The sequence below is a fragment of the Streptomyces sp. NPDC060000 genome (genome assembly GCF_042737375.1).
Classification (GTDB): domain Bacteria; phylum Actinomycetota; class Actinomycetes; order Streptomycetales; family Streptomycetaceae; genus Streptomyces.
The window spans coordinates 32,585-43,649 of record NZ_JBHWUU010000034.1 but is presented as its reverse complement, the minus strand read 5'-3'; the positions used below and the strand labels follow the sequence as shown (position 1 = coordinate 43,649).

At 71.6% G+C, this 11,065-nt stretch carries 10 protein-coding genes; 7 read left to right on the top strand and 3 right to left on the bottom strand.

The features are described 5' to 3' along the window. Window positions 1-299 precede the first annotated feature (299 nt). The 6 genes from ACFWBB_RS19555 (at window position 300) to ACFWBB_RS19530 (ending at window position 6,565) form a co-directional block, all read left to right on the top strand. Window positions 300-1,070 (top strand): DeoR/GlpR family DNA-binding transcription regulator, encoded by a 771-nt coding sequence (locus tag ACFWBB_RS19555; RefSeq protein ID WP_385273589.1) that lies wholly within the window; start codon window positions 300-302, stop codon window positions 1,068-1,070. 85 nt (window positions 1,071-1,155) lie between these two features. Further along, window positions 1,156-2,526 carry an ABC transporter substrate-binding protein gene (locus ACFWBB_RS19550; RefSeq protein WP_385273586.1) on the top strand — a complete coding sequence of 457 codons (1,371 nt, stop codon included), beginning with the start codon at window positions 1,156-1,158 and terminating at the stop codon, window positions 2,524-2,526. Next, a complete protein-coding gene (locus ACFWBB_RS19545; protein WP_385273583.1) occupies window positions 2,523-3,461 on the top strand; it encodes a carbohydrate ABC transporter permease in 939 nt (312 codons plus the stop codon). The genes ACFWBB_RS19550 and ACFWBB_RS19545 overlap by 4 nt, the downstream gene beginning before the upstream one ends. Next, the gene (locus ACFWBB_RS19540; RefSeq protein ID WP_385273579.1) at window positions 3,458-4,282 is read left to right on the top strand and encodes a carbohydrate ABC transporter permease; all 825 of its coding nucleotides are present in this window, start codon (window positions 3,458-3,460) and stop codon (window positions 4,280-4,282) included. Before ACFWBB_RS19545 ends, ACFWBB_RS19540 begins: the two co-directional genes overlap by 4 nt. Next, complete coding sequence (locus ACFWBB_RS19535; RefSeq protein ID WP_385273576.1) at window positions 4,279-5,268, top strand: zinc-dependent alcohol dehydrogenase family protein; 990 nt, start codon at window positions 4,279-4,281, stop codon at window positions 5,266-5,268. The genes ACFWBB_RS19540 and ACFWBB_RS19535 overlap by 4 nt, the downstream gene beginning before the upstream one ends. Window positions 5,269-5,371: 103 nt before the next feature. Then, window positions 5,372-6,565, top strand: a complete 1,194-nt coding sequence (locus tag ACFWBB_RS19530; protein ID WP_385273691.1) for a TerD family protein — start codon at window positions 5,372-5,374, stop codon at window positions 6,563-6,565. Between the two features lie 208 nt (window positions 6,566-6,773). Here ACFWBB_RS19530 and ACFWBB_RS19525 read toward each other — a convergent pair whose 3' ends face one another. After that, a complete protein-coding gene (locus tag ACFWBB_RS19525) occupies window positions 6,774-7,346 on the bottom strand; it encodes a TetR/AcrR family transcriptional regulator (protein WP_385273573.1) in 573 nt (190 codons plus the stop codon). 165 nt (window positions 7,347-7,511) lie between these two features. Between ACFWBB_RS19525 and ACFWBB_RS19520 the strand changes: the two genes are divergently transcribed. Further along, window positions 7,512-9,071, top strand: a complete 1,560-nt coding sequence (locus tag ACFWBB_RS19520; RefSeq protein WP_385273570.1) for an MFS transporter — start codon at window positions 7,512-7,514, stop codon at window positions 9,069-9,071. Window positions 9,072-9,094: 23 nt separating this feature from the next. Here the strand turns inward: ACFWBB_RS19520 and ACFWBB_RS19515 are convergent, their stop codons facing one another. Continuing rightward, window positions 9,095-10,111: a 1-aminocyclopropane-1-carboxylate deaminase gene (locus ACFWBB_RS19515; protein ID WP_385273567.1), complete on the bottom strand. Its 1,017-nt coding sequence runs from the start codon at window positions 10,109-10,111 to the stop codon at window positions 9,095-9,097. Window positions 10,112-10,200: 89 nt separating this feature from the next. Next, complete coding sequence (locus tag ACFWBB_RS19510) at window positions 10,201-10,860, bottom strand: GntR family transcriptional regulator (RefSeq protein WP_385273564.1); 660 nt, start codon at window positions 10,858-10,860, stop codon at window positions 10,201-10,203. Window positions 10,861-11,065: the final 205 nt, after the last annotated feature.

Below are 11,065 nucleotides of genomic sequence, written 5' to 3'. Positions count from 1 at the left end.
GCTGTCGCTGTGCCCGCCGGCGTGGGGCCGGCTGCGCGCGGTGGCGTCGCGGGGGGTCGGGCGGCGGGCCGCCCCGCGCCCCCCCCCGCCGCCGTATCCGGGCACCCGCCCTGCCCGATCCCACCCGCCGTCCGGCTGCTCCGCAGGTCCGAGCCGGGCGGACCGCGCCGGAAACGGGCCCACCCGGGCAGTATCGGGCCCGCAACAGGCCTGGTCAGTGCCGCGCGCCCGCTGTAGAACTTCCCCCATGGGTCCCTCCGGGCCCGAACGGGCAGGACGCGGGAGAGGGAGGTGACGGCATGAGCCAGAGGACGGCGGAGGAGCGCCAGCGCGAGATCGTGCGCACCGCGCGGGCCAACGGCTCGGTCGACGTCGCCGCGCTCGCCGCCGAACTGGGCGTGGCCAGGGAGACCGTACGGCGGGATCTGCGCGCCCTGGAGGACCACGGCCTGGTCCGCCGTACGCACGGCGGCGCCTACCCCGTGGAGAGCGCCGGCTTCGAGACGACGCTGGCCTTCCGCGCCACCAGCCACGTACCCGAGAAGCGCCGGATAGCCGCCGCCGCGGCCGGGCTGCTCGGGGACGCCGAGACGGTCTTCGTCGACGAGGGCTTCACCCCGCAGCTCATCGCCGAGGCGCTGCCCAGGGACCGGCCGCTGACCGTGGTCACCGCGTCCCTGCCGGTGGCGGGCGCGCTCGCCGAGACCGAGAACATGTCCGTGCTGCTGCTCGGCGGCCGGGTCCGCTCCGGCACGCTGGCGACCGTCGACCACTGGACGACGAAGATGCTGGCCGGCTTCGTCGTGGACCTCGCCTACATCGGCGCCAACGGCATCTCCCGCGAACACGGTCTGACCACCCCGGACCCGGCCGTCGGCGAGGTCAAGGCGCAGGCCGTACGGGCGGCCCGCCGGGTGGCCTTCGTGGGCGTGCACACCAAGTTCGGGGCGGTCAGCTTCTGCCGGTTCGCCGAGGTGGGCGCGCTGGAGGCGATCGTGACGAGCACCCTGCTCCCGGTGGCCGAGGCCCACCGCTACTCCCTGCTGGGACCTCAGGTCATCCGGGTCTGAGCCCCGAACCACCGAACCACCCACCCCAAGGGCACCTCCACGCCTCGGGGCATCCGTTACATCCCCCAATGTCCAGGAGCGATCCATGCGCACCCAGAGCCGACGGAGGCCGCGAGCCACGCTCGCCGCGGTCGCCGCAGGGACGCTGCTCGCCCCGTTGCTCTCCGGCTGCTGGGCCGGAGCCGGCGGGGCGGGTTCCGGCGGCGACTCCCTCAACGTCCTCATGGTCAACAACCCGCAGATGGCGGAGTTGCAGAAGCTCACCGCCGACCACTTCACCAAGGAGACCGGCATCAAGGTCAGCTTCACCCTGCTGCCGGAGAACGACGTCCGCGACAAGATCAGCCAGGACTTCGCCAACCAGGCCGGCCAGTACGACGTGGCGACCCTGTCGAACTACGAGATACCGATCTACGCCCGCAACGGCTGGCTGCACCCGCTGGACTCGTACGTGGCGAAGGACGCCGCCTACGACGAGCAGGACGTCCTGGAACCCATGCGCGAGTCCCTCACCGGGGACGACGGAAAGCTCTACGGCCAGCCCTTCTACGGCGAGTCGTCCTTCCTGATGTACCGCAAGGACGTGTTCGCCGCGAAGGGCCTGACGATGCCCGCGCACCCCACCTGGCAGCAGGTGGCCGGCCTCGCGGCGAAGACGGACGGCGCCGAGCCCGGCATGAAGGGCATCTGCCTGCGCGGACTGCCCGGCTGGGGCGAGGTGATGGCGCCCCTGACGACCGTCGTGAACACCTTCGGCGGCACCTGGTTCGACAAGGACTGGAAGGCGCGGCTCGATTCACCCGCCTTCGGGAAGGCGACGAAGTTCTATGTCGACCTGGTCCGCGACCACGGCGAGTCCGGCGCCGCCCAGTCCGGCTTCGCCGAGTGCCTCAACAACATGACCCAGGGCAAAGTCGCGATGTGGTACGACGCCACCTCGGCGGCCGGCTCCCTCGAGGCCGCGAAGTCCCCCGTCAGGGGCAAGGTGGGCTACGCCCCGGCTCCCGTCGAGAAGACCGGCGCCTCCGGCTGGCTCTACACCTGGGCCTGGGGCATCCAGAAGGCCTCCCACAACGCCGACAAGGCCTGGAAGTTCGTCGCCTGGGCTTCGGGCAAGCAGTACGAGCAGCTGGTCGGCGAGAAGACCGGCTGGTCGAACGTACCGGCCGGCAAGCGTGCGTCCACGTACGAGAACGCGGCCTACCGCGAGGAGGCGGCCGCCTTCCAGGACATGACGAAGCGGGCCATCGAGGCGGCGAAGCCCAACGACCCGGGGGTGCAGCCACGGCCCGCGCCCGGCATCCAGTTCGTCGGTATCCCCGAGTTCACCGACCTCGGCACCAAGGTCTCCCAGGAGATCAGCGCGGCCATCGCCGGACGCCAGTCCGTCGAGTCGGCCCTGAAGAAGTCCCAGCAGCTCGCCGAGCGGATCTCCGAGGAGTACGAGGGACGATGACCGCGACGACGACGGCCCCGGTGGCCGCACCCTCCGCACCCACCCCGCGCGGGCCGTCCCCCCGCCTGCGCGCCTGGGCGACCCGGGCCCCGCTGCTCCCCGCCCTGGTCTTCATGATCGTGGTCACCCAGCTCCCGTTCGTGGCCACGGTGGTGATCTCCTTCTTCGACTGGAACGCCCTCTATCCGAAAGCCCGCCGCTTCACCGGGTTCGACAACTACCACCAGGTCCTGACCGACGCCGATCTGCGCCACTCGGTGTGGACGACCGTCCTGCTGACGGCGACCGTGGTGCTGGTCAGTCTGGTGCTGGGGCTGGCCCTGGCGCTGCTCCTGGACCGCCGGTTCCGCGGCCGGGGCGTGGTCCGCACGCTGCTGATCGCGCCCTTCCTGGTGGTTCCGGTGGCGGCCGCCCTGCTCTGGAAGCACGTCCTCTACAACCCTGAGTACGGGCTGCTCAACGGCCTGTTGCACTACGTGGGCGGGCCCCAGCCGGACTGGATCTCGGACACCCCGCTGCTCGCCGTGGAGGCCTCCCTGGTCTGGCAGTGGACGCCGTTCATGATGCTGATCCTGCTGGCCGGGCTGCAGAGCCGCGACCAGCAGCAGATCGAGGCGGCCCGGGTGGACGGCGCGGGCGACTGGCAGGTCTTCCGCCACCTGACCCTCCCGCACCTGCGCCGCTATCTGGAGCTGGGCGCCCTGCTCGGCTCGATCTACATCGTGCAGAACTTCGACGCGGTCTTCACCATCACCTCGGGCGGTCTGGGCACGGCCAACCTCCCCTACACCGTCTACCAGAGCTTCTACCAGGCCCATAAGAACGGCCTCGCGTCGGCCGCGGGCGTCCTGGTGGTCATCGGCTCGATCGTCATCGCGACCTTCGCCCTGCGGGTCGTCTCGTCCCTGTTCCGCGAGGAGGTGGCCGGCCCATGAACGTCCTGCGCAGAGGCGGCCCGGGGCTGCTGGCCTGGGTGACCGCGATCGTGTTCTTCCTGCCCGTCGCCTGGATGGCCCTGACCTCCTTCCACTCGGAGCAGGACGCGGCGACCAACCCGCCGTCCTTCACCGCGTCGCTCACCCTCGACGGCTACCGCGAGTTCTTCGGCACCGGCGGCGGCGCGAGTCCCTGGCCCGCGCTGGTCAACTCGGCGGTGGCGTCGGTCACGTCGACCCTGTTCGTCCTGCTCCTCGCCCTCCCGGCGGCCTACGCGCTGTCGATCCGTCCGGTGAGGAAGTGGACGGACGTGCTGTTCTTCTTCCTGTCGACCAAGATGCTGCCGGTGGTGGCGGGCCTGCTGCCGATCTACCTGTTCGCGAAGAACGCGGGGATGCTGGACAACATCTGGCTGCTGGTCATCCTCTACACCTCCATGAACCTGCCGATCGCGGTGTGGATGATGCAGTCGTTCCTGGCCGAGGTCCCGGTGGCGATCATCGAGGCCGCGCGAGTGGACGGGGCACGGCTGCCGACGATCCTCGCGCGTGTGGTCGCCCCGATCGCCCTGCCCGGCATCGCGGCGACGGCCCTGATCTGCTTCATCTTCAGCTGGAACGAGCTGCTGTTCGCGCGGGTGCTCACGGGCGTGGTCGCGGAGACCGCACCCGTCTTCCTGACCGGCTTCATCACCAGCCAGGGCCTGTTCCTGGCGAAGGTGTGCGCCGCGTCGCTCGTCGTCTCCCTGCCGGTGCTCGCCGCGGGGTTCGCCGCCCAGGACAAACTGGTCCAGGGCCTGTCCTTGGGAGCCGTGAAATGAAGGCCGCCGTCATCGAGTCCGTGGGCCGCGCCGTCGTGACCGAGGTCCCCGACCCGACGCCAGGGCCGCGCGAGGTGGTCGTCGAGGTCGCCGCCTGCGGTCTGTGCGGCACCGATCTGCACATCCTCCAGGGCGAGTTCGCGCCGAAGCTGCCCATCGTGCCCGGGCACGAGTTCGCGGGCATCGTGGTGGGGGTCGGCGCGCAGGTCACGGAGGTGTCGGTGGGCGACCGGGTGGCGGTGGACCCGTCCCTGTACTGCCACGAGTGCCGCTACTGCCGTACCGGTCACAACAACCTCTGCGAACGGTGGGCCGCGATCGGCGTCACCACGGCGGGCGGCGCGGCCCAGTACGCGGTGGCGCCGGTGGCGAACTGCGTACGGCTGCCCGAGCACATCCGAACCCAGGACGCGGCGCTCATCGAGCCGCTGTCCTGCGCGGTGCGCGGCTACGACGTGCTCCGTTCACGGCTGGGCGCGCATGTGCTGGTCTACGGCTCCGGGACGATGGGGCTGATGATGCTGGAGCTGGCCAAGCGCACGGGGGCGGCGAGCGTGGACGTGGTGGACCTCAACCCGGCACGGCTGGAGACCGCGCGCCGGCTGGGCGTCTCCGGGACGGCGGCGAACGCGGACGAGCTGGAGCGGCCGGGGGGCTGGGACCTGGTCGTGGACGCCACGGGCAACGCGGCGGCCATCCAGGACGGCCTGGGCCGGGTGGCGAAGGCGGGCACGTTCCTCCAGTTCGGCGTCGCCGACTACGCGGCCCGGGTCACCGTCGACCCGTACCGGATCTACAACCAGGAGATCACCATCACCGGCTCGATGGCCGTCCTGCACAGTTTCGAGCGGGCCGCCGAGCTGTTCGCGAACGGGGTGCTGGACCCGGAGGTCTTCATCAGCGACCGGATGCCCCTGGAGGAGTACCCGCGCGCGCTGGAACAGTTCGCGGCGGGGGTGGGCCGCAAGATCGTCGTGGTCCCGTAGCCCGAGGCCCCGCCCTGTCCCTGAGATGTCCGTGCCCGGGCCCGTTCGGGTCCGGGTAAGGGAACGGCAAAGTGGTCTCGCTCGTTCACCCGGCATGACAGCTATGACCCCCGGCTCGAACATCCCTCTCTCCACCGCGCGTGTGACGGTGGACGTCGCCGCTCCGGTGCGGCTCGACGTTTCGGGCCTGCTGCTCACCGCCGACGGCAAGGTGCGCTCCGACGACGACTTCATCTTCTACAACCAGCCGAGCGGCCCCGGTGTGACCTACCGCTCCGGCGGCGGCACGGCCCCCGACGCGATCACGGTCGACACGTCCGCGGTCCCGCCGGGCATCGAGAAGATCGTCGTCACCGCCAGCCCGGACGCCGCGGGGCAGACGTTCCAGGGCGTCGAACCGACGGCGACGATCCGCAGCGCGGACGACAACAGCGTGCTGGCCACCTTCACTCCCCCGCAGCTCGGCTCGGAGACGGCGCTGGTCGTCGTGGAGATCTACCTGCGCAACGGCGTCTGGAAGGCACGCGCGGTCGGCCAGGGGTACGCCAACGGCCTGGCCGGCATCGCCACCGACTTCGGCGTGACGGTTGAGGAGCCGGCACCGGCCGCTCCGCCGCAGCAGGTCGCCCCGCCGCCGCCCGTGCAGCGGTCGCCGATGGCGCAGGCGGCCCCGCCGATGCCTCCGGCACCGCCCGCTCCGGCCCCCGCCGCCGCCACGGGCAAGATCAACCTGGACAAGGGCCGGGTCAGCCTCCAGAAGAACCAGACCGTCTCCCTCGTCAAGGGCGGCCGCCCGCTGCTCTCGCAGGTCAAGATGGGCCTGGGCTGGGAGCCCGCGTTCCGCGGCAAGGACATCGACCTGGACGCCTCGGTCATCGCCTACGGCCCGCAGCGCAACCACATCGACAGCTGCTACTTCGGCAAGCTCTCCATCGTGAACGGCGCGATCAAGCACTCCGGCGACAACCTCACCGGCGAGGGCGGCGGTGACGACGAGGTGATCGTCGTCGACCTCGGCCGTCTCCCGCAGGAGGTGACCGGGCTGGTCTTCACGGTGAACTCCTTCTCCGGCCAGAAGTTCACCGAGGTCACCAAGGCCTACTGCCGCCTGCTGGACGCCTCGACCGGCGAGGAGCTCGTCCGATTCGACCTCACCGGCGCCGAACCGCAGACGGGCGTGCTGATGGCCAAGCTGATCAAGCAGTTCTCCGGCGAGTGGGAGATGACGGCCATGGGCGACTTCGTGAAGGCCCGCACCGTACGGAACATGGTGAAGCCGGGCGCCGAGTCCCTGTAGCCCGCGCGCTCCCCTCGGCCCGCGGCCGTTCAGGGCCGCGGTCACTCAGCCGCGGCCGTTCAGGGCCGCGGTCACTCAGCCGCAGTCGTCCACACCCGCAGTCGCTCTGCCGCAGTCGTTCACCCGCAGTCCTTCGGCACGGGCGCCCGCCACCACGGGGGCGCCCGCTGTCATGGGGCGCCCGCTGTCATGGGGGCGCCCGCTGTCGTCAACGCGCGGGCCGCAGTCCCTCGGTCAGCAGTGACACATACCGGCGGATGGCGTCGCTGTCCCCCTTCGCCAGCTCCGACGCCGTCGCCACGCCGTGCGCGAGGCGCAGTACGTCGATCGGCTCGACGTCCCGCCGCAGGGTCCCCTCCCGCTGCGCCGCCTCCACCAGGCGGGTCGCCGCTCCCTTCATGTTCGTACCGCAGGCGGTGACCGCGGCCGCGCTGCCGTCCGTGACGGCGGAACCCAGCAGGGACTTCATGCCGCGGACCTGGATCGTGCCGACGCACAACTCGTTGAGCCACTCCAGCAGCGCCTCGCCGGGCGGGAGTTCCTCGCCGAGTTCGTCGGCCCGCACGGCGAGCGCCTCGATCCGGTCGACGTAGGCCGCCTCCAGCAGGGCCTGCCGGGTCGGGAAGTGCCGGTACAGCGTGCCGGACCCGACGCCCGCCCGCTTGGCGATGTCGTCGAGGGAAGCGCCCTCCCCATGCTCGGCGAAGGCCTCCGCCGCCACCTTCAGCAAGCGCTCGTAGTTGCGGCGAGCGTCCGCACGCATGGGTCTGACCTGCGTCATCCAGTTACTCCTTGCGAACCGGGGACTCTCTCCGTATTTTAGCGAGCACTAAACGGAGATAGTCCCCGCTTACTCCGCTTGTCGCCGCGGGCCCACGACCTGGGTCTCTTCGTGCTGCCCGCATGTTCCACCACATCACGCGGGGACACCAGACAGGGAGTACCCATGTCCACGCCGTCCCCTTCCGCCTCGGCCGCCTCCGCCCCGGCCGCTTCTTCCCGTCCACCCACGCCACCCACGCCACCCACGCCGCCCGGGCCGGCCGGGCGGCAGCGTGCCGTCCTGCTCGTGATCGTCACCGCCTATCTCATGGTCGGAGTCGACTCCACGGTCGTCAACGTCGCCCTGCCCGACATGCGGCACGACCTCGGCTTCTCCGCCACGGGGCTGTCGTGGGTGCTGAATGCGTACACCCTCGCGTTCGGCGGACTGCTGCTGCTCGGGGGGCGCGTCGGCGACCTCCTCGGCCGGCGCCGCACGCTCACCCTCGGCGTCTTACTGTTCGCCGGTTCCTCGCTGCTCGGCGGGCTGGCCGGTGACGGAGGCTGGCTGCTGGCCGCCCGCGCCATCCAGGGGGCCGGGGCCGCCCTCACCGCACCCAGCACCCTCGCCCTGATCACCACCAACTTCCCCGAGGGCCCCCGCCGCCACCACGCACTCGGCGTCTACTCCTCCATGGCCGGCATCGGCGCCTCCGTCGGCCTGGTCCTCGGCGGGATGCTCACCGCTTGGGCGTCCTGGCGCTGGGCCCTGCTGATCAACGTGCCCATCGGCGTCGCGGTCGCCGTCGCCCTGCCCCGCTTCGTCACCGAGACCCCGCGCCACGCGGGCCGGTTCGACGCGGCGGGCGCCCTGACCGGCACCGGCGGGACGGCCTCACTGGTGTACGCCTTCATCCGGGTCTCACAGGAGGGATGGAGCGACACCCTGGCACTGCTCGGCTTCACCGGCGCGGCCGCCCTGCTCGTCGGTTTCGCCCTGGTCGAGGCTCGCGCCGAGCAGCCGATCATGCCGCTCGGGCTCTTCGCCGACCGCGACCGGGCGGGTGCCTACGTCGGCGTCCTGATGCTGCCCGCGGGCATGTTCGGCGCCTTCTACTTCCTCACCCTCATCAGCCAGGAGGTGCTGCGCTACAGCCCGCTGCGCGCGGGCTTCGCCTTCCTGCCGATGACGGTGGTGATGTTCACGACCGTACGGTTCGTACCGCGGCTGCTGGCCCGCCTCGGCGCCAAGCCGCTGATCCTGACCGGCATGACGCTGCTCGCCGGTTCGGCGGCCTGGCTGTGGCGGCTCGGCCCCGGCGACGGCTATGTGACGGGTCTGCTCGGCCCGCTGCTGCTGTTGGGCGTCGGTGTCGGCCTGGCCCTGATGCCGCTGAACGCCACGATCCTCGCGAAGGTCCGGCCCCAGGAGGCGGGCGCCGCCTCCGGCCTGCTCCAGACCCTGCAGTGGCTCGGCGGCACGCTCGGTCTGTCCGTGCTGGTCACGGTGTACGGCACGGCCACCCGGCACACGACGGGCGGCCCGGCCGAGACCCTCACCCACGGCGCGGCCCGGGCGTTCGGCGCGGCCGGCCTGATCGCGCTGGCGGCCCTGCTGACGGCGACCCTCGTGATCAAGGGGAAGCGGGGGACCCCGGCCCTGGGCGGCCAGGGCAGCCGGAACGACCCGGGCGGCCAGGGCGGCCACGGCAGCCAAGGCGGCCAAGGCGGCCAAGGGCGATAACCTGTCGGCCGGCCGGACAGGTGCTAGAACAGCGCGCTGTACGCGTTCAGGGCGGGCTGCCCGCCCAGGTGCGCGTAGAGCACGGTGGAGTCGCGGCCGATCTCGCCGCGTGCGACCAGGTCGACGAGCCCGGCCATCGACTTCCCCTCGTAGACGGGGTCGGTGACCATGCCCTCGGTCCGCGCGGCGAGCCGCATCGCCTCCACGGTCGTCTCGTCCGGGACACCGTAGACACCCGCGTGGTAGCGCTCGTCGAGTTCGACGTCCTCTACGGTCAGCTCCCGCCGCACACCGATCAGTCGGCCGGTGCCGTGGGCGATGCGGGCGATCTGCTCGCGGGTCCGGGTGGGCTCGGCCGAGGCGTCGATGCCGATGACGCGCCGGGACCGACCGCCCGCCTCCTCCAGCGCGGCGAACCCGGCGACCATGCCGGCCTGGGTCGACCCGGTCACGGAACAGACGATCACGGTGTCGAAGAACACGCCCGACTCGCGCTCCTGTTCGACGACTTCGTACGCCCACCCGGCGAAGCCGAGTCCGCCGAGCGGGTGGTCGGAGGCCCCGGCCGGGATGGCGTACGGCTTCCCGCCCGCCTCCTCGACCTCCCGGAGAGCCAGCTCCCAGCTCTCCTTGAAGCCGATCCCGAACCCGGCCCGGACCAGTCGCACATCGGCTCCGGCCAGCCGGCTGATCAGGATGTTGCCGACCTTGTCGTACACGGAGTCGGGCCACTCCACCCAACTCTCCTGCACCAGCACGCACTTCAGTCCGGCGCGCGCGGCGACGGCCGCGACCTGGCGGGTGTGGTTGGACTGCACCCCGCCGATCGACACGAGCGTGTCGCAGCCCTGCGCGAGCGCGTCGGCGACCAGGTACTCCAGCTTGCGGGTCTTGTTCCCGCCGTACGCGATGCCCGAGTTGCAGTCCTCCCGCTTCGCCCACAGGGCGGCTCCGCCGAGGTGGGCGGTGAGCCGTTCCAGCGGGTGGACCGGGGACGGGCCGAAGAGAAGGGGGTAACGCTCGTACGAGGAGAGGGACATGGGGCCTCCTGGAGCAGCGGGTCGATCGGTCACTCAGCCACTTGGCCACTCAGCCACTTGGCCACTAACGCACTCAGGCACTCAGGCACTCAGGCGTCGGAGTCGTCGGAGTCAGTGGAGTCGGCCAGATCCGCGAGGGTGCGCCAGATCTCGGCCGTGACGCGGACCGCCTCGTCCACGTCACCGCGGGCGCAGGCCTCGATCAGCCGGCCGTGCAGTCCGGCCGAACGGCAGGTGCCGCCCTCGCCGAAGCGCCTTCGCTCCAGCCGCCGGATGAGGGGGGTGTAGCGGACGATGGTGGCGGCGGCCGCGCGGTTGCCGGCGGCCCGGACGAGGATGTCGTGCAGTGCGTCGTCGGCCCGCAGGGCAGCGTCCACGTCCCCGGCCCGTACGGCGGCGGAGAACCGTTCGTTGGCCGCGCGCATCCGCTCGACGTCCGCCGCGAACAGCCGGGGCACCGCCACCCGGGTGGCCAGCTCGTGCATGGCGCCCACCACGGCCGCCGCGTCCCGTACCTCGGCGGCCACGACCGGGGTCACCCGCGTGTAGCTCTGCGGCTTGCTCTCCAGCAGGCCTTCGTCGACGAGCCGGGCGAAAGCCTCCCGCACCGGCGCCCTCGACAGCCCCAGCCGCTCGGCGAGATCAGCGTCGCGCACCACCGCGCCCGGGGCGATGTCCCCGGTCACGATGGCATCCCGGATCGCCGCGTAGGCGCGGTCCCTGAGCAGAGTGCGTGGCACAGCCTCCATGAACTGAAATGTTAGATATCAGTTCGCCGCGACACAAGGGGCTGAGGCACGGAGCGCGGGGCGCGGGCGCGGGGCGCGGGGCGCGGGGTGCAGGGCGCGGGCGCGGGGCGCGGGGCGCGGGGTGCAGGGCGCGGGTGAGTAGACGACCGGTCGTGCGAGTTGGGTCGTCCACTCGACTCATGGGACGGACCAGCGATGCCCGCGA

Excerpts from the sequence above, each read along its gene's own strand:
- ACFWBB_RS19550 (WP_385273586.1), top strand. The coding sequence starts at position 1,156 with ATGCGCACCCAGAGCCGACGGAGGCCGCGAGCCACGCTCGCCGCGGTC.
- ACFWBB_RS19545 (WP_385273583.1), top strand. The coding sequence starts at position 2,523 with ATGACCGCGACGACGACGGCCCCGGTGGCCGCACCCTCCGCACCCACC.
- ACFWBB_RS19530 (WP_385273691.1), top strand. The coding sequence starts at position 5,372 with ATGACCCCCGGCTCGAACATCCCTCTCTCCACCGCGCGTGTGACGGTG.
- ACFWBB_RS19520 (WP_385273570.1), top strand. The coding sequence starts at position 7,512 with ATGTCCACGCCGTCCCCTTCCGCCTCGGCCGCCTCCGCCCCGGCCGCT.
- ACFWBB_RS19540 (WP_385273579.1), top strand. The coding sequence starts at position 3,458 with ATGAACGTCCTGCGCAGAGGCGGCCCGGGGCTGCTGGCCTGGGTGACC.
- ACFWBB_RS19555 (WP_385273589.1), top strand. The coding sequence starts at position 300 with ATGAGCCAGAGGACGGCGGAGGAGCGCCAGCGCGAGATCGTGCGCACC.
- ACFWBB_RS19525 (WP_385273573.1), bottom strand. The coding sequence starts at position 7,346 with ATGACGCAGGTCAGACCCATGCGTGCGGACGCTCGCCGCAACTACGAG.
- ACFWBB_RS19510 (WP_385273564.1), bottom strand. The coding sequence starts at position 10,860 with ATGGAGGCTGTGCCACGCACTCTGCTCAGGGACCGCGCCTACGCGGCG.
- ACFWBB_RS19535 (WP_385273576.1), top strand. The coding sequence starts at position 4,279 with ATGAAGGCCGCCGTCATCGAGTCCGTGGGCCGCGCCGTCGTGACCGAG.
- ACFWBB_RS19515 (WP_385273567.1), bottom strand. The coding sequence starts at position 10,111 with ATGTCCCTCTCCTCGTACGAGCGTTACCCCCTTCTCTTCGGCCCGTCC.